The organism is Nocardia sp. NRRL S-836 (assembly GCF_001279525.1).
Taxonomy (GTDB): Bacteria; Actinomycetota; Actinomycetes; order Mycobacteriales; family Pseudonocardiaceae; genus Lentzea.
The window spans coordinates 135,450-155,703 of sequence record NZ_LGDY01000138.1 but is presented as its reverse complement, the minus strand read 5'-3'; the positions used below and the strand labels follow the sequence as shown (position 1 = coordinate 155,703).

Here is a 20,254-nt window from a genome sequence, read left to right as displayed (position 1 = left end):
CACCGTTGGAGTTGTGTACGCCGTGCCCACCACTTTCGAGTACACCGACGTCCTTCCGCTCGCGAAGGACACCGAGACCGAGTACCGCCTCGTCACCTCTGACGGGGTGAAGCTGATCGAGGCCGGCGACCGCAAGTTCCTGGAGATCGCGCCGGAGACGCTGACGCTGCTCGCCAAGGAAGCCATCCGCGACATCCAGCACCTGCTGCGCCCGTCGCACCTCGCCCAGCTGCGCAAGATCATCGACGACCCCGAGGCGTCGGGCAACGACCGCTTCGTGGCGATGGACCTGCTGCGCAACGCGGCCATCTCCTCCGGCGGCGTGCTGCCGATGTGCCAGGACACCGGCACGGCGATCATCATGGGCAAGCGCTCGGAGACCGTGCTGACCGGCGGCGACGACGAGCAGGCCCTGGCCCGCGGTGTCTTCGAGGCCTACCAGGAGCTCAACCTGCGGTACTCGCAGATGGCGCCGGTGTCGTTCTGGGACGAGAAGAACACCGGCACGAACCTGCCCGCGCAGATCGAGGTGTTCCACAAGCCCGGCCAGGACCCGGTGTACGAGTTCCTGTTCATGGCCAAGGGCGGCGGCAGCGCGAACAAGACGTTCCTCTACCAGGAGACGAAGGCGCTGCTGAACCCGAAGCGACTCGCGTCGTTCCTCGACGAGAAGCTCCGCTCCCTCGGCACCGCGGCCTGCCCGCCGTACCACCTCGCGGTCGTCGTCGGCGGCCTGTCCGCCGAGCAGAACCTCAAGGTCGCGAAGCTCGCCTCGGCCCGCTACCTCGACACCCTGCCGACCGAGGGCTCGCCCCTGGGCAACGCCTTCCGCGACACCGACCTCGAACAGCAGGTCCTGGAACTGACCCGCAACTTCGGCATCGGCGCCCAGTTCGGCGGCAAGTACTTCTGCCACGACGTGCGCGTCATCCGCCTCCCCCGCCACGGCGCGTCCTGCCCGGTCGGCATCGCCGTGTCGTGCTCGGCCGACCGCCAGGCCAAGGCTCGCATCACCCCCGAGGGCGTGTTCCTGGAACAGCTGGAACGCGACCCGGCCCAGTTCCTGCCGGAGATCGAGGGCGAGGACCTCTCCGACGAGGTCGTCCGCATCGACCTCACCCGCCCCATGGCCGAGATCCGCGAGGTCCTCACCACGCTGCCGGTGAAGACCCGCGTGTCCCTGACCGGCCCGCTGGTCGTGGCCCGCGACATCGCGCACGCCAAGATCAAGGAACGCCTCGACGCCGGCGAGCCCATGCCGCAGTACCTGAAGGACCACCCGGTCTACTACGCCGGTCCGGCCAAGACCCCCGAGGGCTACGCCTCCGGCTCGTTCGGCCCGACAACGGCCGGCCGCATGGACTCCTACGTCGAGCAGTTCCAGGCCGCGGGCGGCTCGCTGGTGATGCTCGCCAAGGGCGACCGCTCCAAGCAGGTCACCAACGCGTGCGCCACGCACGGCGGCTTCTACCTGGGTTCGATCGGCGGCCCGGCGGCCCGGCTGGCCCAGGACTGCATCCGCAAGGTCGAGGTGCTGGAGTACCCCGAGCTCGGCATGGAGGCGGTCTGGAAGATCGAGGTTGAGGACTTCCCCGCGTTCGTCGTCGTCGACGACAAGGGCAACGACTTCTTCGCCGAGACCTTCGCCCCGACCCTGCAGATCAGCTTCCGCCGCTAGCTCACGCTCACTGTTCTGACCCGTGCAACGGCCGGGCCGACCGATATATCGGTTGGCCCGGCCGTTGCTCTACAGCTCCCTTTGCAATGGTTCGTTTGCGGTCGTCGTCAAACGTGTAGTTGCAAAGGCGCAGGTCAAGCCGAGGGTTGTAGTGGGTTGATCGTGCTGTCCGAGTCGTGCTAGGTCCGGTTAGAGGCTGTAGCTACTGGGACGACGAGGTCGTCGCCGACCGCGAGCTGTGTGTCGAGCTCGTCGCTCTAGGTCGCCGTGCGACAGCTCGACAGACAGCTGAGCAATGACGTGGTGCGGCGAGCTTCGCGGAGGTCGATGGCGTCGACGCTGTTGCCGAAGCTGTCCAGCTCGCGGACCCAGCGTTCGTCGGCGTCGGCGCTGACGCCGAGGTCGGAGCTGGCGCCGCCGTCGAAGCTGAGGTCGACGTCGAAGCTGACGCCGACAGCGGAGCTAAGGTCACCGTTGAAGCTGAGGCCGACATTGAAGTCGGGGCGGGCAGCCGACAGGGCAGCCGACCTGGGTGGGTAGCAGGCGCGAGCTGCGGGCGAGGGATAGCTAAGCGCCCTCCGCGCCGCCCGCTCCCCGCGCCGCCCGCTCCCCGCGCCGCCAGCTCCCCGCGCCGCTCATTCACCGCGCCGCTCATTCACCGCGCCGCTCATTCACCGCGCCCGCCCTCCACGCCGCCCGCCTTCCGCGCCGCCAGCCTCCACGCCGCCCGCCTTCCGCGCCGCCAGCCATCGCGCCGCCAGCCACGCGCTTCCCGCCCATCGCGCCGCCGGTTCAGAACGCCCGGTCACCGCGCACACCCACCGCACTGCCGGTCCCAGGTCCACCGCGCCGCCCGTCCACCGAGCCCGCTCACCGCGCCCCTCACCGTCCACCGTCCACGGGCGCGCACTACACACCGCCTGCCCTCTGCGGACCCGCCCTCACGTCACGCCACCAGGCCCAGCACCGCCCGACAGCGCGACACGAGCAGCAACGCCCGAACCCTCACCCGAGCAGCCAGTCGAGGGCGGCCGGGGCGTGGTTCAGCACCGAGATGTGGCCGTCCTCCGCGGTGACGCGCAGCTCGGCGCCGGGGATGCGGGCCGCGAGCCAGTGGGCGTAGCTGACGGGGGCGATGCCGTCACGCGCACCGTGCAGCAGCAAGATCGGCACCGAGATGGACGCCGTGTCGAAGCCCCACGGCGTCACGTAGGCAATGTCGTCGTCGATCAACGGGCCGGGCCCGTTGGCGAGGGCGGGCGGGACCACCTTGTCGAAGAACGACCACGGGCCGCGCAGGGCGGCGAGGTCGGTCTCGGTGAACTCGGGGTCGTACTCGACGCCGGAGGTCTCGTATCGCTCCTTCTCGGCGCGGCCGGCCATGGCGGCGCGCAGGGAGGCCTGGCCGGAGGCGATCATGCCGGCGAACGGGTCGAGGCCGGGTGCGTCGAAAGGTGCCATGCTCGCTGCGGCGACGACGCCGGTGACGCGGTCACCGAGCAGTGCGGCGCAGGCCAGGGCGTGGGGGCCGCCGCCGGAGTGGCCGACGACCGCGAACGTCGAGATGCCGAGCTCGTCGGCGATGTGCGCCACGTCGGTTGCCGCCGACGCCACCGTCCGACCCGGTACCGGTGTTGAGGTGCCGTAGCCGGGGCGGTCGTAGGAGATCCAGCGCACGCCCGGCCGGAACAGCGGCTCGGGCGGGAGGCCGAGGTTGGGCGTGCCGTGGTGCCAGAAGACCGGCACGCCCTCGCCGACGTCGTACACGTGCAGGGTGCGGTTCCCCAGCCGAAGATCCATGGGTCAGTGTCGCACCTCAGCCGGTTTCCTCGCGGGACTCCAGCACGAGCCGGCGGCCGCCCAGCGGCGCGTCGAGGTGGACGGTCAGCGGGACCTGGCGGATCTCCTGGGTGCAGATCGTGCCCGGCGGCTGCTTGGTGATCGTGACCAGCGTGACCTGCACGACCTCGGCGGACTGCGCGGTCACCTCGGCGCGGGCCTCCTTGCAGCCGCCGCCGACGCCGAAGACCTCGACGTCGCGGCCGTCGTTGAAGACGAACGCCTCGGTGCGGAAGGTGTCTGACAACGATGTCGAATCGACCTTCTCCTTCGGCACCGGCGTCACGTTCGGCGGCACGACCGGCGGTTCCTGCGAGATCGACACCGGTGGCTGCACGGGCGAGGAGGGCGCGTTCGAGCCGGAACCCGGCGTGGACGTGCCGGGCGCGGACGTCCCGGTCGGCGTGGTGCCGGAGGAGGAACCCGGCGCGCTCGACGTGCCACCGGACGAGCACCCGGCGAGCAGGGCAGCGAGAGCAACGGCAGCGACGACGTTTCTCATGCGCACCATCCTTGCAAAAGAACCCGAGCGCGGGAGGTGCCCGGCCGGCGGGGCAGGTGCCGGCCGGGCACCGGGGGGAGGGAGGTCTACTTCTGTTCCTGCCGCGACGTCAGCACGAGCGTGCGCTCACCCAGGGGCTCGTTCAGCTGCACCTTCAGCGGTGGGAAGCGGATGTCCATCGTGCACATCTGCTTGTCCAGCGGCAGCGTCTCCAGCAGCTCGATCTTCACGACCGACGCCGACTGCTCCAGCACGGACGCGCTGGCCTTGCCGCACCCGGCCTCCTGGGCCACGACGGTGACGGTCTTCCCGTCGCCCTGGGTCCACGCGGTGCGCGGGTAGTCCGATGCCAGGGCGTTGGTGTCGAGCTTCGTCACCGGTGTGCCGTCGGGCGGGACCTCTCCCGGGGCGATGCCCGGTGGTACCTCGGAGGGCGACGCGGGAGTGGTGGCGGTCGGCAAGGTTGGACCGCCACCCGCTCCAGTGCCGGCGTTCTGCGCACTGCCGCAGGCGGTCATCACCAGCAGCAGGACGCCAGTGCTAACTACGGTTCCAATGTGCCTCATGCACCAAGGACGGAACCGCGCTCACGACGGGTTGCAGCGAGTTCGCTTCACAGTTGCCGGGACACGGCCGCGACCGCCTCGCGCAGCGCCTCCAGCCGGGCCGCCGACGCGAGTCCGCCGTGGTAGAGGTGGAACTCCTCCACCCCGGCGTCGAGGTACGCGAGCCACTCCTTCGTCAGCGCCGCACCGTCGGCCGGTTTCGGCGGCAGGCCCAGCACGTACGCGGCGATCCTGGTGTCGGGTGCGACCGCGCGCAACGCCTCGATCCCCGGCACCGCGACCTCCGGACCCGGCCAGCACATCGTCGTCAGCACGTCGACGTCCGCGTCCAGGCCACCGGCGACGGTCGCGAACGGGCCGGTGCCCCACGGGTCCGCCGTGACATGCATGCCGATGCGAACGGAAGGCGCGACAGCGCGGATCTCACCGACGACCCGCTGCCGCAACGACCGCACCACACCGGTGCGCACCGCACGGACGTCGTCCGCGAGCGCACCCAGCGCTTCCTCGACGCTGGGTGCACCGCGGTCCACCCCGGCCCGGACCGCTTCGCGCAGTGCCTCCGGGTCGGCGTACCGGGCGGTGCACGCGGAGCAGAAGCACAGCGACAACAGCTTCTGCCGCACCGCGTCCCAGTCCGTGCCGTCGGTCTTCTCGTGGTGCCCGCCGTGGACGAATCCGAGCGGCCCGCAGGCCTCCAGCACGATCCCGTCCGGCGCGCCCAGCTCCAGCACCTCCGCCACCAGCACCGACGCGTACTCCACGACGTCGGGTTGCGCGGTGCACAACGCGTACGGGTAGCGGTCGCCGAACGCGTTCACCACGGTCACGTCCGGGTGCAGGTCGCCCAGGCGCGAGTTGTGCGTCAGCACGGTCCACGCGTACACCGGCAGTCCCGCGGCACGCACCAGCGCGGCCGCGTCGCCGAAGGAGTTCGAACCGTCCACCCAGGACGGTTGCGCCGGCACCAGCCGCCCGAAGTTCGACTCCCGCACCGGCAGGTAGAACGCCGCGTGCCGCGCGTCGACCAGGCGGTGCCGCGGATGCAGGGGGGTCGCCGCCCGCACCGTGTGGTACGACGCGGCGAGTGCGATCGCGTCGACCCCCAGGTCCTGGTACCGCGCAACGGCGTCGGGATCACCGATCAGGTCCCACGGGTAGGCGTGGACAACCGACTTCACCACCGGGGACGCTTCCTCTCGTAGCTCGGGTCGAACTTGCGCATGTAGCCCGTGTCGTCCCGCGCGGTGATGCCGCAGCGGGCGTAGTTCTCCGCCAGCCGCGCCAGCGCGTCGCGGTCCAGCGACACCCCGAGACCCGGCGTCGTCGGCACCGGCACCGCACCATCCACAAAGGACAGCACACCCGGCTCCACGACCTCGTCCGCGGCGTTCCACGGGTAGTGGGTGTCGCACGCGTAGTTCAGGTTCGGTGTCGCCGCGGCCAGGTGCGTCATCGCGGCCAGCGAGATCCCCAGGTGCGAGTTCGAGTGCATCGACAGGCCGATGCCGAACGTCTGGCAGATCATGGCCAGCTGCCGCGACCGCTGCAGCCCGCCCCAGTAGTGGTGGTCGGACAGGATCACCTGCACGGCGTCCTGCTCCACCGAAGGCCTGAGGTGCTCGAACGCGACCACGCACATGTTGGTGGCCAACGGCATCGGTGCCTTCGCGGCCACCTCGGCCATCCCGGAGATCTCCGCGGTCGGGTCCTCCAGGTACTCCAGCACGCCGTCGAGCTCGGCGGCGACCCTCAGCGACGTCGCCGGTGACCAGGCCGCGTTCGGGTCCAGCCGCAGCGGGTGGTCCGGGAACGCCTCGCGCAGCGCCCTGATCGCCTCGATCTCCTGCTCGGGCGGGAAGACACCGCCCTTGAGCTTGATCGAGCCGAACCCGTACTCGGAGATCATCTTCGTCGCCTGCGCCACGATCCCCGCGGGGTCGACCGCCTCACCCCACCCGTCCGGCTCGGCGCCGGGGTGCCCGTCCCACTTGTAGAACAGGTACGCGGAGTACGGCACCGCGGAACGGACCGCACCGCCCAGCAGGTCGTGCACCGGACGGCCCAGGGCCTTGCCCTGGATGTCCAGGCACGCGACCTCGAACGGCGAGTACACCCGGTCGACTGTGCTCTCGGCGGTGATGTTGCCGGTCAGCCCGTGCTTGTCGAGGCCGACCTTGCCGCCCAGCACTGCGGAGACGCGCGCGTGCATCTCGTTGAGCGCGAAGACGTCCAGCCCGACCAGTGAGTCCACAACGGACCGCGAGCGCTCCAGGTGCCCGAGGTCGCCGTAGGTCTCCCCCAGCCCGGAGATGCCCTCGTCGGTGTGCACCTCGACGATGGTGCGCAGCGCCCACGGCTCGTGCACGCCGGCCGAGTTCAGCAGCGGCGGGTCGCGGAACGCGATCGGTGTCAGAACAACCTCGGTGATCTTCACAGCGACCGTCCCCTCAGGCCAGCAGGGCCTTGCCCGCGGCGATGATCTTCTCCAGCGCCGCGACGTGCTCCTCGGACGGGTCGACCAGCGGCGGGCGCACGCCGCCGACCTCGAGCCCGTTCGCGCGCACGGCCGCCTTCACCAGTGCGACGGCGTAGCCGGGCACCTGGTCGCGCAGCTCGACCAGCGGCTTGTAGAACTCGAACAGGAACCGGTTCACCAGCGCGGTGTCACCGGACCGCAGGGCCTGGTAGAACCCGAGCGAGATCTCCGGCGCGAAGCAGAACACCGCCGACGAGTACAGCTCCACCCCGATGGCCCGGTAGGCGAGCTGGGTCATCTCCGCGGTCGGCAGGCCGTTGAAGAACTGGAACGGCTTGTCGAGGACCGCGCGCACCGACAGCACGATCCGCTGCATCTGGTCGAGGTCGCCCAAGCCGTCCTTGAGGCCCACGACGTTCGGGATCGACGCGACCTCGACGGCGGTCTCCGGCGTGAACCGCGCGTTGTTGCGCTGGTACACGATGATCGGCAGCTCCGTGGCAGCGGCGACCTCGGCGACATAGCGCACGAGACCCGCGGCCGGGTTCGTCACCAGGTACGGCGGCAGCAGCAGGATGCCGTCGGCACCCGCGCGCTCGGCCGCACGCACGAACTGCTTGGTCGACGCGACCGAACCACCGGCGCCGGCGAACACGGGCACCCGGCCGCCCGTCGCCTCCACCGCGACCGCCACCGCGCGCTCGAACTCGCCCAGCTCCAACGCGTGGAACTCGCCGGTGCCGCAGGCGACGAACACCGCGCCCGGCCCGGCCGAGACGCCGTGCTTGACGTGCTCAGCGAGCACGTCGAAGGCGATGTTCCCGTCGGTGTCGAACGGCGTCACCGGAAAGAACAGCACACCATCGAGTTGCATACCAGACACTCATCCCTTGATCGCTCCGGTGGTGATCCCACGCAGGAAGGACTTCTGCAGCGACAGGTACACGACGAGACTCGGTACCAGCGCCAGCAACGCACCGGCCAGCACGATGCCCGTCCCGACCATGTCGTCGGAGCGGAGCGCGAGAAGTGCGACCGTGAGCGTGTAATCGGAGGGGTCAGCGGCGACGATCAGGGGAAGCAGGTACTGCTCCCAAATCATGTTGAAGCCGAACACGGCGATGACGCCGAGCGCGGGCTTGCACAGCGGGAGGATGATCTGCGCGAAGAGGCGCAGCTCCCCCGCACCGTCCACTTTGGCCGCCTCCTCCAGTTCGGCGGGGATCTCCTTCATGAACTCCGTCATGACGAAGATGGAGAAACCCCACGCCCCCAGGGGGAGGATGACGCCGAGCAGGGTGCCCTTGAGACTCACGTGCACCAGCGGCAGGTCTCCGATCACCAGCGAGAGCGGGATCGCGATGACCTCCTCCGGCAACATCATCGTGGCGAGGATGACCAGCAACGCGATGGCCTGACCGCGGAACCGCTTGCGCGCCAGCGCGTAGGCGGCGAACACGCTCACCGCCAGCTGCAGCAGCAACGCACCACCGGCGATGATCAGCGAGTTCGCCAGGTAGTGCCAGATCTTGTTCTCCGCCGCCACCTGGAAGTTGATGAGCGACGGGTGTTCCGGGACCACCGACAGCTTGGTCGGGTCCGGGTTGTGGTCGAAGGCGCCCGAGAAGATGACCAGCAGCGGGCCGCAGAACAGGACCACGGCCAGTGCGCTCAGGACGAACCGGATGCCCCTGCCCAGCCACGCGTCCGAGCGGGTGGACCAGCCGATGGCGCTGTCGAAGCGGCTCGAGTTGACGCTGCTCATCGCGCCTCCCTCCGGCGGCGGTACCACTGCACGCTGACCGTCAAGACCAAGGTAACCAGGAACAACAGCACGGAGCCAGCGGACGCGAGCCCGGCTTCGGACTGCTCGAACGCCGTCGTGTACACGCGGGTCATCCAGACGTCGGTCGATCCGGCCGGTCCGCCACCGGTGAGCACGTACACCTCGGTGAAGACGCGCAGGCCGCGGATGGCCGCCAGGGTCAGCAGGATCGTGATGACCGGCCGCAGCGCGGGCAGCGTCACGTTCCAGATCCGCTGCGGCGTCGAGGCGCCGTCGATCGCGGCGGCCTCGTACTGCTGGCGGTCGATGCCGGCCAGGCCGGCGAGGATCAGCACCATGTCGTACGGCGCGTGCTTCCAGATGCCGACGAACATGACCGACACCAGCGAGGTGTCCGTGTCGTGGATGTACTCCCACGGCCCGAGGCCGACCCACGCGATGAGCTCGTTGAGGAAGCCCTCCGGCGCCGGGTAGAAGAACAGCCGCCAGATCTCACCGATGACCGCCGTCGCGGCGACCACGGGCAGGAACACCGCGGACCGCACGAACCACAGCGACTTGCTGTGGCCCTCCAGCAGCAGCGCCAGGAAGAAGCCGATGACCATCGCGCCGACCGTCTGACCACCGGCCAGCACGAGGGTGTGCCAGCTCGCGGTCAGGAACTTCTCGTCGCGCAGGATCGTCGCGTAGTTCCGGAACCCGACGAAGATGTCACCGAGGAAGGGCCGGACCTCGAACAGCGAGAGCCGGATCCCCTCCGCCATCGGGATGAACTTGAAGACCAGGAAGATCAGCGCGGCGGGGAGCAGGAACAACCACGGGATGAAGGTGGCTCCCGTGAGGCGACGCCGGCGGCGCCGCCTCACGGGGTGGGTGTCGACGGCACCGCCGCCACTAGCCGTCGAGCCCACGTCTCGGATGTCCCAGTGATCTTTCTCGGCCGGCTGGACCGCCGTCACTGCGACGCCTTCTGGTTCTCGAGCTCCTTCTTCAACGCCTCGGCGAGCGTCTTGAGCTCGGCGGAGGAGTCGGCGGGACACTTCGCGAAGATGGAGTTCAGGGTCTCCGAGGTCTTCTGCCGGAAGGGCGTGAAGTTCGGAACGCTCGGGAACGGCCGCGCCTCGCTGGAGTACACACCCGCGACGGTCGCCCAGCGCGGGTCGTTGTAGGTGGCGTTGACGTCGACGTTCTTGTTGACGGGAAGGCGGACCACGGGCTGCGGGTCGCCCTTCATGCCGGCCTGCTGCGCCTCCGGCGTGATCAGGTACTCGGCGAGCTTCTTCTGGTCGGCGGTCTTCGCAGAACCGGCCATCCGGTAGATGTTCTCGCCCTCACCGAGCACAGTGGCACCGGCCGGACCCCGCGGCGAGGCGATGACCTCGTACCTGTCCTTGCCGACCGACTTGTCGAAGCGGCCGATCATGTACGGGCCGGTCAGGTAGATGCCGCTCTTGCCGGACTCGAACAGCGGGTGCGCGTCGTTCGTGCCCAGCGTCAGCGAGCCGGGCTGCACGACCTTGTCCTCGCAGAAGAGCTTGCGCAGCCGTTCGACCGCCCTGGTCGACTCCGGGGAGTCGATGCCGACGGAGAACTTGCCGCCGTCCTCTTCGAGGATGTCGCCGCCGCCCTGCCAGATGTAGCTGGCCGCCCACCACGCGAGGTAGCCGCGGTCGGTCGTGCCGGGCACGAGCATGCCGTAGGTGTCGTTCTGCCCGTTGCCGTCGGGGTCGTCGCGGGTGAAGGCGCGGGCGAGGTCGTCGAGCTCCTCCCACGTGGTGGGGATCGGCTTGCCGAGCTTCTCGCGCCAGTCCTTGCGGATCAGCGTGACCATCGCCTGCGTGGAGTAGGGGACGGCGTAGTACTTGCCGTCCGCGCCCTTGCCGTTGTTCCAGGCGCGGTCGACGATGTCGCCGCCGCCGGCCAGGTCGCCCCTGTCGACCTCGGTCGTCCAGCCCTGCTTGACGAAGTTGCCCAGCGACCCGGTGTCGGTGATGACGACGTCGGGGAGGTCCTTCGACGCGGCGCGCTGCTGCACCTGCTTGTCGAAGTCGTTGAAGATCGGCTTGTAGTCGACCTGGACGCCGGTCTTCTCGGTGAAGGACTTGAAGATCTTCTCGTAGACCTTCGCGGTCGCCTCGGTCGAGCGGGTCCACACCTCAAGGGGCTTGTTCGGGTCCTTGTTCGACGCTGCGGGCGTAGAGCTGCCACAACCGGCGAGCAACGCGGCCACGCTGAGGGTGGCGATCGTCGTGGCTGTTCTACGGCGCATCGGGTTGGCCCTTCGTTTTCACGTATGTGAATCGGGGTCGTACTTGTGAACCTGATGCAGGACTGTAAGAATCAGCACAGCGACGTGTCAAGGGCATGTTGCGAACGGGTTTCGAGGAGGCCAGGTGGCGTCGCCGATCGACAAGGGCACGGCTCGTCCGGGTGCTGTGAAGTCCGCTGACCGCACGGTGGAGCTGCTCGAGGTGCTCTCCGCGTCGGACCGCAGGCTGACGCTCACCGAGCTGCACCGCGAGCTGAGTTATCCCAAGTCCAGCCTCTACATGCTGCTGCAGACACTCGTCGCGCGCGGCTGGGTGGAGGTCGACTCGGACCGCGGCACGTACGGCATCGGCGTTCGCGCGCTGCTCGTCGGTACGTCCTACCTCGACCACGACCCGGTGGTGCGGGCCGCGATCCGCGTCATGGAGCAGGTGCGGCAGGAGATCAACGAGACCGTGCACCTTGCCCGTTTGGACGGCGCGGACGTCGTCTACCTGGCGAGCCGCGAGTCCGAGCACCACCTGCGCGTGGTCTCCCGCGTCGGCCGCAGGCTGCCCGCGCACTCCACGTCGCTGGGCAAGGCGGTGCTCTCGACGCGCACGCCCGAGGAGGTCGACCTGATCCTCCCCGACGATCTGGCTCCGCTGACCCCGAACACGGTGACCGACCGGGCGGCGTTGCACGAGCAGCTCGCCGGTTTCCGCAACGTCGGCTACGCCCACGAACGCGAGGAGAACACACCGGGTCTCGGCTGTTTCGCCGTCGCCCTGCCCTACCGCAACCCCGTGCTGGACGCCATGAGCTGCTCGGTGCCGCTGGGCAGGCTGGACCCCGAGCACGAGCGGCAGGTCGTCGCCGCTCTGCTGGACGCCGCCCGGACGATCACCGAGCTGCTCCGCCAGTTCGGACGCTGAGCTTCCACCCATGTCACGCACAAGTACGGAGGGGTCCAACCCGTGACCGCACGCATCCTGATCACCGGCGCCGCCGGCGTGGTGGGAACGCTCATGCGTCCACGCCTCGCCGCGCCCGGCCGCGTTCTGCGGCTGCTGGACATCGCCGAGCTCCCCGCGCCGGCGGACGGCGAGAACGTGGAGCTCGTCCAGGCGTCGGTGACCGACATGGCCGCGATGGAGGCGGCGATGGAGGACGTGGACGCCGTGATCCACCTCGGCGGGCACAGCCTGGAGGAGCCGTGGGAGAAGATCCTGCGGGTCAACATCGACGGCACGCACACGGTCCTGGAAGCCGCGCGCCGCACCGGGGTCCGGCGGGTCGTCCTCGCGAGCTCCAACCACGCGGTGGGGTACGTCGAGCGGGCCGACGGGGTGGCCGGTGACTACCTCTTCCCGCGCCCGGACACCTACTACGGCGTCTCGAAGGTGGCGCTGGAGGCGCTGGGCTCGATGTACGCCGACCGCTACGGTCTGGACGTGATCGCGTTGCGGATCGGTTCGTGCTTCCCGAAGCCGCGCGACGTGCGGATGCTGTCGACGTGGATGTCACCCGACGACGGCGCCCGCCTGTTCGAGGCGGCGCTCTCGGTCGCCTCGCCCGGTTTCCGGATCGTGTGGGGTGTCTCGAACAACACCCGCGGCTGGTTCTCGCTCGACGAGGCCCGCGCGCTGGGCTACGAACCGCGGGACGACTCCGAGGTGTACGCGGCCGAGGTGCTGGCCGAGCACGGCGGTGAGCTCGACCCCTCGTCGTACGCGGGCAAGTACGTGGGCGGGGCCTGGTGTGGCCCCGACTTCGACACGGCAGTCAAGGAGGCAGGGCGTTGAGCAGCGTGGTCCAGGGATACAACCCGCGCACGGGTGAACCGTTCGGTGAGCCGGTGGCGAAGACTCCGGACAGCGAGGTCGACCGGATCGCCTCGGCCGCGGCGGTGGCGTTCCCCGCGTGGTCGGCCGTGCCGGCCGCGGATCGCGCGGTGGTGCTGGAGGAGGTCGCGGACGCGCTGGACGCGGAGTCGGAGCTGCTCGTCTCGACCGCGGACACCGAGACGGCACTGGGCGTGCCGCGGCTGACCACCGAGCTCAAGCGCACGACGAACCAGCTGCGGCTGTTCGCGGAGGTGCTGCGCGAAGGCAGCTACGTCGAGGCCACCCTGGACTCGGCGAACCCGGACATCATCCCGCCACGGCCGGAGCTGCGCCGCGTGCTCCGTCCACTGGGGACGGTCGCGGTGTTCTCCGCGTCGAACTTCCCGTTCGCGTTCTCGGTGGCCGGCGGTGACACGGCGTCCGCGCTCGCGTCCGGGTGTCCCGTTGTGGTGAAGGCACATTCGGCGCACCCGTCGACGTCGCGCGAGACCGCGCGCGTGGTGGTGGACGCGTTGCGCGCGGCCGGTGCGCCCGAGGGCGTGTTCGGCATCGTCTACGGCACCCAGGCCGGTGTGGCGCTCGTGCAGCACCCGGACGTGCGCGCGGTCGGGTTCACCGGCTCGACCGGTGGTGGCCGGGCGTTGTTCGACCTGGCGCAGGGACGGCCGGACCCGATCCCGTTCTACGGCGAGCTGGGCAGCGTGAACCCGACGGTGATCCTGCCGGGCGCGGCCGAGCGCGAGGACATCGCCACCGGGTTCGCGCAGTCGCTGACGATGGGCGTGGGCCAGTTCTGCACGAACCCCGGCCTGGTGTTCGCGCCGTCGGCGCTGGTGCCCGCGCTGGGTGAGGCGGTCGAGGCGACGACCGGTGGCGCGATGCTCAACGAGCGGATGTGCGACTCCTACACGGCGTCAACGGACGCGCTGGCGGCCTCGGACCTGGTGACCGTCGTGTCGGCGGGCACGCGGCCGGACGAGGCGTGGGCGGTGTCGCCGCGGCTGTTCAGCGTGCCGGTGGCGGTGTTCGAGGAGAACCTCGAAAAGCTGACCGAGGAGCACTTCGGCCCGGCCGCGCTGGTCGTGACGTACTCCTCGCCCGCGGAGCTGCACTCCGTGCTGGCGAAGCTGCCGGGCACGCTGACCGGCACCGTGCACGCCGCCGAGTCGGACCACGCGGAGGCCGCCGAGGTCGCCGAGGTCCTGCGCCGGGTCGCGGGCCGCATCATCTTCAACGCCTGGCCGACCGGTGTCGCGGTGGCGTGGGGCCAGCACCACGGCGGCCCGTGGCCGGCGACGACGAACCCGCTGCACACGTCGGTGGGCGCGACGTCGATCCGCCGGTGGATCGCGCCGGTGACCTACCAGTCGTGGCCGGACGCGTTGCTGCCGGCGGAGCTGCAGGAGGCGAACCCGCTGGGCATCCCGCGGCGGGTGGACGGCGTGCTCGGCGTGCACTGATCACCGGACGAGCTCGCGGGGCTGCCGACGTGACGTCGGCAGCCCCGTTCGTCGTCAGGGCGTGTCGTCTGCCCTGTTACGCCCGCCCTGCCCCGCGGCTGGCCACATAGCTCGCAATCGTTTTCGCGCACTCGATCGCCTCGGTGCTCGCGGTGTCGACCTCGATGTCGTAGCTCATGTCGCGGTGCACCAGGTCGGCCTGCGCCTCCGCCATGCCCACGACCCGGTCGCCGCGCGCGAGCTCACGCCCGGCGGCGACGGCGGCGTCGCACCGCACCCCGACCCACACCACGTCGAGCCCGTGCAGCGCCTTCTCCCACCGCGCCCGCGACTCGCTCCCGCCGAGGAACACCTCGTCGACGATCACCCGCGCCCCGGCCCTGGCCATCGCGGCGACGCCGTCGATCCACGCGTCCTCGATCCCGCGGAACTCACCGCCGACCGTCACCTCGCCGTCGTCGGCGAACCCGATCCCCTCGTCGCCGAGCCGCAACCGGGCCGGCATCGCGTCGATCAACGTGTCCACCCCGAGCGTCAGCCACGGCTCCCCGAACACCGCCTGCAGGCAGCGCGCGATCCCCGACTTGCCCGAGCTGGACCCACCGTTGAGCACGATCACCTGAGCCGCCACGCCGCAGACCGTACCCAACCCGCACCCCTTTGCAACGGTTCGTTTGCGGTCGTCGTCCAAAGTCTCATTGCAAAGGTGCAGGTCAACGGCGCGGAGCTAGCTCGCGAAAACCGATATATCAGTGAGCAGAGGTGCGGCGGCGCTCCTCCAGCAGCTCGCGCTGGTAGCCGAGGAAGTCGACCTCGATGGTGTGCCGCTTCGACGTGACGTACCGGCTGCGCAGCCCCCGCCGGTACGAGGTGATCTCGGCCTTCATCTCGGGCACCGGCGGCAGCACCGCGCGCCCGGTCAGCAGGTCGGCGACCCACTCCGCCTGCGCCTCGGCCAGCGGCATGACCGCGCCGAGCGGCTGGATCAGCCCGAGGAAGTAGAGCCCGGGGTGCTCGGGGTCGACGACCCGCCGGTAGAGCGACACCTCGTTGTCCGGCGACGACACCGCCGGGAACGCCGAGGCCTCCAGGAACGGGAAGTCGACCTTGTACCCGGTGCAGTAGACGATGACGTCGACGTCCTCGCGGCTGCCGTCGGCGAACACGACACCGGAGCCGTCGAGCCTCGCGACGGTCGGCTTTACCGTGATGTCGCCGTGTCCGAGCCTGGTCAGCAGGTCGTCCGAGACCGTCGGGTGTGCGGCGAGGATGCCGTGGGACGGCTTCGGCAGGCCGTAGCCGGTGAGCTTGCCGCGCGCGATCCGCAGCATCACCCGCAGCGACAGCGCCTGCAGCCAGGCGGGCGCGAACCGGGCGAGCGGCGAGGTCGTCAGGTGATCGGTCGGCATCCCGAACAGGAACTTCGGCATGATGTGCGCGCCGCGGCGCATCGCCAGGAACGTCCGCGCCGACACCCGCGACGACTCGACGGCGATGTCGCAGGCCGAGTTGCCGATGCCGAGCACCAGCACCTTCTTGCCGGCGAAGCGGTCCGGTGTCCGGTAGAAGTGCGCGTGCAGCTGCTCGCCGTCGAACGTCCCTTCGAACGCCGGTTCCGGCCAGCGCGGTGACCAGTGGTGGCCGTTCGCCACGATCACCGAGCGGTACGGGGTCGTGACCGACTCCCCCGTGTCGCGGTCGCGCGAGGTCACCGCGTAGCCGCCGCTGGGGACGGGCTCGACGGACGTGACCTCGGTGCGGAACCGGATGCGGTCGCGGAAGCCGTGGTGCTTGACGAAGTCGTCGAAGTACTCGGCGATCTGGAAGTGCGACGGGTAGGGCGGCAGGTGTGACGGCATCGGGAAGGACCGGAACTCCATCATCTGCCGCGAGGTGTTGATGTGCAGCGAGCGGTAGGCCGACGACATGCCGTTGTCGTTCAGGTAGCGCCAGTTGCCGCCGACCTCGGAACCGGCCTCGACGCAGTCGTAGTCGACACCCCGCGCGCTGAGCACCTGACATGCGGCGATGCCGGAGGAACCGGCCCCGATGACGCACACGCGATCCATGGCTCTGAAGGATTCTCACGTTCACTGCGGCTGTCAATCGCGGCCGGCGAACCAGGCGGAGATCGGAGGCCCGCGAAGGCCCCGTGCACCGCGGCTGGAATCCGCCCACCTGATCAGGCCGGGACGAATACGTTGTGGCGCATGCGCAGACTTCTCGTGGCAGTCACGTCGGTACTGGCGATCTCGATCTCCACGGGAACGGCGGCGGGCACTCCGCTGCCGTTCCCGGAGATCTTCGCGACGAACAACACCGCGATCATCACCGATCCCGCCGACCCCCGGTTGCGGGACAGGCTGATCGGGTTCGACCGCGAGGTCCGCGGCATCGTGCTCGCGAACGGCGGCATCACCACCCGCTCCACGCTGCTCGACGGCGTGTTCTGGTCGAGCGACCTGCAGCAGACGACGTTCGAGCGCTCCCGCAAGTTCGACGTCTCGCTCACCGCGGAGGGCCTGCGCCACACCGCGGCGACGATCGGCAAGCGGTTCCGGCAGGAGTCGGTGCTGACGTTCCGCTTCCTGCCCTCGAACTCGCCGCAGGTCGACGCCGTCCAGGTCGAGGCCGACGGCATCACCGCCCAGCAGGTCCGCGACGGCCTGCTCGCCGACGCGGAGGTGCGCGAGAAGCTCGGTGGCGGCAGCGTCACCCTCGGCAACCGGGCGATCCTCATCGCGGACGTCGGCGACCTGCCGACCGTGCGCGCGTTCGTCACGTCCCTGGGCGGCGACATGAGCAGGGCAAAGGTGCGCAGGGGCACGTGGGAGTTCGTGTCCGCGGCGGAAACTCCTTTGTGGATCAAGAAGAGCGCCGCCTAACCTCGTGGGCATGGCAGCAACCGTCGTCCGCGGCCAGAACGTGGACATCCGCATGTGGACCCGGCCCGACGAGGTCGAAGAGTTCGCCATGCGGCAGCTCCAGAACATCTCCGCGCTGCCGTGGGCCGTCAAGCACATCGCCGTGATGCCGGACGTGCACTACGGCAAGGGTGCCACGGTGGGGTCGGTGATCGCGTTGCGCGACGCCGTCTCCCCGGCGGCCGTCGGCGTGGACATCGGCTGCGGCATGACGGCCGTGCGCACCTCGCTCACGGCGAGCGACCTCCCGGAAACGTTGCGTGGCCTCAGGTCGCGCATGGAGCAGGTCGTTCCCGTCGGCTTCGGCCAGCACAGGGCGACCGCGTTCACCGAGAGGGACGCGTCCGACTGGGGAACGTTCTGGCGGCGGTTCGATGACCTGACCCCGGCCGTGAAGGCGCGTGCCGACAAGGCGATGCACCAGATGGGCACGCTCGGTGGCGGCAACCACTTCCTGGAGGTCTGCCTCGACACCGACCAGCGGGTGTGGGTGATGCTGCACTCCGGGTCACGCGGGATCGGCAACGAGCTGGCGCAGCACCACATCGCGGTGGCGCGCACGCTCGCGCACAACGCCGAGCTGCCGGACCCGGACCTGGCGGTGTTCCTCGCGGGCACGCCGGAGATGGCGGCGTACCGGCACGACCTGTACTGGGCGCAGGACTACGCGCGGCGCAACCGCGCGGTCATGCTGCGCCTGGTGTGCGACGTGCTGCGCGGCGACTTCCCGCACATCGCGTTCGAGGAGCCGATCTCGTGCCATCACAACTACGTCGCCGAGGAGACGCACTTCGGTGAGGACGTGCTGGTGACCCGCAAGGGCGCGATCCGTGCCGGTCGCGGTGAGCTGGGCATCATCCCCGGCTCGATGGGCACCGGTTCGTACATCGTGCGCGGCCTCGGCAACCCCGACTCGTTCCAGTCGGCGTCGCACGGCGCCGGCCGGAGGATGTCGCGCAACAAGGCCCGCAAGACGTTCACCACCGCGGATCTCGCCGCCCAGACAAGTGGTGTGGAGTGCCGCAAGGACTCCGGTGTGGTGGACGAGATTCCGGGCGCCTACAAGGACATCGACACCGTGATGGCGAACCAGTCCGACCTCGTGGAGGTCGTCGCCAAGCTCAAGCAGGTGGTTTGTATCAAGGGTTGATGTTTCCCCGGTTGGCACACGGGAAAGCCTCCGGACAGCAGAGTTCCTGCCTGTCTTGGAGGTTTTTCCATGTCAACGGGCGCCATCATCGGCCTGGTGGTCGCGGTTCTCGTGGTGCTGGTGGTCCTCGCGTTCGTGCTGAGGCCCGCTCTGCAGCGCAAGAAGCTCCGCGACCGCTTCGGCCCCGAGTACGACCGCGCGGTCGCGGAAAGTGACGACAGGACGGCCGCGGAGAAGGAGCTCGCCGAGCGGGAGCACCGCCACAGCGAGTTCGACCTGAAGCCGCTTTCCCCTTCGGCGCAGGAGAGTTACCGCCGGCACTGGGCGAACGTGCAGGCCAAGTTCGTCGACTCGCCGAACACGGCGATCGCGGACGCCGACCGCCTGGTGACCGACCTGATGGCCGAACGCGGCTACCCCACCGAGGGTTACGAGGCACAGCTGAGCGTGTTGTCGGTCGAGCACGCGCGGACGCTGGAGCACTACCGCAAGGCGCACGACATCTCCGAGCGCCAGGAGCTCGGCGAGGCCAGCACCGAAGACCTGCGCACCGCGATGGTGCACTACCGCGAGCTGTTCACCGACCTGCTCGAGCACGGTGCGGATCCCCGCAATGACGCTCCCCGGAAGGAGAAGAGTGATGTCTGAGGCCGTCCACGCACGCGGCGCGGCAGCACAGGCGCAGCAGGACCAGACGGTGCGCGAGGAGCGGCGTGAAGAGCGCGCCGCGCACGCCCAGCGCGAGGACATGCAGCGCGAGCACGGTGCGGCGCAACGGGAAACGCAGGCGCGCGAGGCCGCGCAGCGCGACGCCGTTCCGCAGCAGGCCCAGGGCGAGCACGCGCACGGCCAGCAGGCGCAGCGTCAGGACTCGCGTGTCCAGGACCCGCGCACCGTTCAGGACCAGCGCTCCGGGCAGGACCAGCGCACCGTTCAGGACCCGCGGGTTGCTCAGGACCACCGCGGTCAGGACTCCCAGCGCCAGGAGACCCAGCGCGGCCAGGAGTCGCAGCGCCACGAGTCCCAGCGCGAGGAGTCGCGCGGTGAGACCCACGCGCAGGCGCAGCGGCCGTCGGGCCGGTTCGACGACGAGTGGCAGGCGGTGCAGTTCGAGTTCGTCGACGACCCGCATGCCGCCGTGCGCAAGGCCGACGACCTCGTCCGCAAGGCGATCGAGGAGCTGACCTCGCGCCACCGCACGCTCTCCGAGCAGTGGAAGGGCGAGGGCAAGCACGAGACCGAAGACCTGCGACTGGCTCTCCACCGCTATCGGGAACTGTTCAGGTCGCTCGCAGCGATCAGGTGACCCCAGCCCCGGCGCCGCGGCCGTAACAGGTTGCGGCGCCGGCAGGCATGTCCGCGTCAGCTCGGCAGTTCGCGGATCTCCATCTCCAGCACGTCGATCTCGTCGCTGATCGCCTCGTCGAGCATGTCGTCGAGCAGCTTCCGGCACTCCTCCGACCCGCACCGCGCGAGTCCCGTGCCGAACCGCGGCACCTGCTCCCACCACACCGCCGGGTTGTTCCAGAACGATCCGGACCCCTGGTCGACGCCTTCGAGGCACCGCAGCCGCTGGTCGGTCTCCGGCAACGACCGGACGAACTCGATGAACAGCGCCAGTGCGTCGGGATTGCTCACCGGGACCGCGCCATAGCCGCGCAGGCAGTCCTCGAGCTCTGCGAGGAACTCCGCCTTGAAGGACACGGCACACCCCCGCTCCTCCGCACCATCACGGACGTTCTGTGTTCGTGGCATCAACAGTACCGCCGCGGGCCT

The 20,254-nt window shown here is 69.8% G+C and carries 20 protein-coding genes; 8 read left to right on the top strand and 12 right to left on the bottom strand.

The window, feature by feature from the left end; all coding sequences use genetic code 11:
* Positions 1 to 13: 13 nt before the first annotated feature.
* Positions 14 to 1,678, top strand: coding sequence for a fumarate hydratase (locus ADL03_RS38225; protein ID WP_369809063.1), 1,665 nt, complete (start codon positions 14 to 16; stop codon positions 1,676 to 1,678).
* Positions 1,679 to 2,683: 1,005 nt separating this feature from the next.
* Here the strand turns inward: ADL03_RS38225 and ADL03_RS38220 are convergent.
* The 9 genes from ADL03_RS38220 to ADL03_RS38180 form a co-directional block, all read right to left on the bottom strand.
* Positions 2,684 to 3,478 (bottom strand): alpha/beta fold hydrolase, encoded by a 795-nt coding sequence (locus ADL03_RS38220; RefSeq protein WP_053738500.1) that lies wholly within the window; start codon positions 3,476 to 3,478, stop codon positions 2,684 to 2,686.
* Between the two features lie 16 nt (positions 3,479 to 3,494).
* Positions 3,495 to 4,019: a hypothetical protein gene (locus ADL03_RS46155; RefSeq protein WP_053738499.1), complete on the bottom strand. Its 525-nt coding sequence runs from the start codon at positions 4,017 to 4,019 to the stop codon at positions 3,495 to 3,497.
* Between the two features lie 86 nt (positions 4,020 to 4,105).
* Positions 4,106 to 4,396, bottom strand: coding sequence for a hypothetical protein (locus ADL03_RS49005; protein ID WP_197289007.1), 291 nt, complete (start codon positions 4,394 to 4,396; stop codon positions 4,106 to 4,108).
* 236 nt (positions 4,397 to 4,632) lie between these two features.
* Complete coding sequence (locus ADL03_RS38205) at positions 4,633 to 5,766, bottom strand: hypothetical protein (protein ID WP_197289006.1); 1,134 nt, start codon at positions 5,764 to 5,766, stop codon at positions 4,633 to 4,635.
* Positions 5,763 to 7,022 (bottom strand): glucarate dehydratase family protein, encoded by a 1,260-nt coding sequence (locus ADL03_RS38200; RefSeq protein ID WP_053738496.1) that lies wholly within the window; start codon positions 7,020 to 7,022, stop codon positions 5,763 to 5,765. Before ADL03_RS38200 ends, ADL03_RS38205 begins: the two co-directional genes overlap by 4 nt.
* Before the next feature lie 13 nt (positions 7,023 to 7,035).
* Positions 7,036 to 7,938, bottom strand: a complete 903-nt coding sequence (locus ADL03_RS38195) for a 5-dehydro-4-deoxyglucarate dehydratase (protein WP_053738495.1) — start codon at positions 7,936 to 7,938, stop codon at positions 7,036 to 7,038.
* A gap of 9 nt (positions 7,939 to 7,947) precedes the next feature.
* Positions 7,948 to 8,829, bottom strand: coding sequence for a carbohydrate ABC transporter permease (locus ADL03_RS38190; protein WP_053738559.1), 882 nt, complete (start codon positions 8,827 to 8,829; stop codon positions 7,948 to 7,950).
* On the bottom strand, positions 8,826 to 9,665 hold the full coding sequence (locus ADL03_RS38185; protein ID WP_197289005.1) for a carbohydrate ABC transporter permease: 840 nt from the start codon (positions 9,663 to 9,665) through the stop codon (positions 8,826 to 8,828). Before ADL03_RS38185 ends, ADL03_RS38190 begins: the two co-directional genes overlap by 4 nt.
* Positions 9,666 to 9,805: 140 nt before the next feature.
* Positions 9,806 to 11,119 carry an ABC transporter substrate-binding protein gene (locus tag ADL03_RS38180; protein WP_053738494.1) on the bottom strand — a complete coding sequence of 438 codons (1,314 nt, stop codon included), beginning with the start codon at positions 11,117 to 11,119 and terminating at the stop codon, positions 9,806 to 9,808.
* A 124-nt stretch (positions 11,120 to 11,243) separates the two neighbouring features.
* Here ADL03_RS38180 and ADL03_RS38175 point away from each other — a divergent pair, with 124 nt between their 5' ends.
* The 3 genes from ADL03_RS38175 to ADL03_RS38165 are packed head-to-tail and all read left to right on the top strand — an operon-like array spanning position 11,244 to position 14,404.
* The gene (locus tag ADL03_RS38175) at positions 11,244 to 12,032 is read left to right on the top strand and encodes an IclR family transcriptional regulator (protein ID WP_231642789.1); all 789 of its coding nucleotides are present in this window, start codon (positions 11,244 to 11,246) and stop codon (positions 12,030 to 12,032) included.
* Positions 12,033 to 12,074: 42 nt separating this feature from the next.
* Complete coding sequence (locus ADL03_RS38170) at positions 12,075 to 12,902, top strand: NAD(P)-dependent oxidoreductase (RefSeq protein ID WP_082373830.1); 828 nt, start codon at positions 12,075 to 12,077, stop codon at positions 12,900 to 12,902.
* Between the two features lie 5 nt (positions 12,903 to 12,907).
* Complete coding sequence (locus ADL03_RS38165) at positions 12,908 to 14,404, top strand: aldehyde dehydrogenase (NADP(+)) (protein ID WP_082373828.1); 1,497 nt, start codon at positions 12,908 to 12,910, stop codon at positions 14,402 to 14,404.
* A gap of 76 nt (positions 14,405 to 14,480) precedes the next feature.
* On the opposite strand, the gene cpt is transcribed toward ADL03_RS38165, so the two are convergent.
* Together cpt and ADL03_RS38155 are read right to left on the bottom strand one after the other, a co-directional pair.
* Entirely contained in the window at positions 14,481 to 15,035 is a 555-nt protein-coding gene (gene cpt / locus ADL03_RS38160; RefSeq protein WP_197289004.1) for a chloramphenicol phosphotransferase CPT, read from the bottom strand.
* Between the two features lie 118 nt (positions 15,036 to 15,153).
* Positions 15,154 to 16,473 (bottom strand): NAD(P)/FAD-dependent oxidoreductase, encoded by a 1,320-nt coding sequence (locus ADL03_RS38155; RefSeq protein WP_053738493.1) that lies wholly within the window; start codon positions 16,471 to 16,473, stop codon positions 15,154 to 15,156.
* Between the two features lie 141 nt (positions 16,474 to 16,614).
* Between ADL03_RS38155 and ADL03_RS38150 the strand changes: the two genes are divergently transcribed.
* From ADL03_RS38150 to ADL03_RS38135, 4 genes are all read left to right on the top strand, one after another.
* Positions 16,615 to 17,289: a hypothetical protein gene (locus ADL03_RS38150; protein WP_053738492.1), complete on the top strand. Its 675-nt coding sequence runs from the start codon at positions 16,615 to 16,617 to the stop codon at positions 17,287 to 17,289.
* Between the two features lie 10 nt (positions 17,290 to 17,299).
* Positions 17,300 to 18,478, top strand: coding sequence for an RtcB family protein (locus ADL03_RS38145; protein WP_053738553.1), 1,179 nt, complete (start codon positions 17,300 to 17,302; stop codon positions 18,476 to 18,478).
* A 69-nt stretch (positions 18,479 to 18,547) separates the two neighbouring features.
* Positions 18,548 to 19,126: a hypothetical protein gene (locus tag ADL03_RS38140; protein ID WP_053738491.1), complete on the top strand. Its 579-nt coding sequence runs from the start codon at positions 18,548 to 18,550 to the stop codon at positions 19,124 to 19,126.
* Complete coding sequence (locus tag ADL03_RS38135; RefSeq protein WP_053738490.1) at positions 19,119 to 19,784, top strand: hypothetical protein; 666 nt, start codon at positions 19,119 to 19,121, stop codon at positions 19,782 to 19,784. Before ADL03_RS38140 ends, ADL03_RS38135 begins: the two co-directional genes overlap by 8 nt.
* A gap of 56 nt (positions 19,785 to 19,840) precedes the next feature.
* Here the strand turns inward: ADL03_RS38135 and ADL03_RS38130 are convergent, their stop codons facing one another.
* Positions 19,841 to 20,182 (bottom strand): hypothetical protein, encoded by a 342-nt coding sequence (locus ADL03_RS38130; RefSeq protein ID WP_053738489.1) that lies wholly within the window; start codon positions 20,180 to 20,182, stop codon positions 19,841 to 19,843.
* Positions 20,183 to 20,254: the final 72 nt, after the last annotated feature.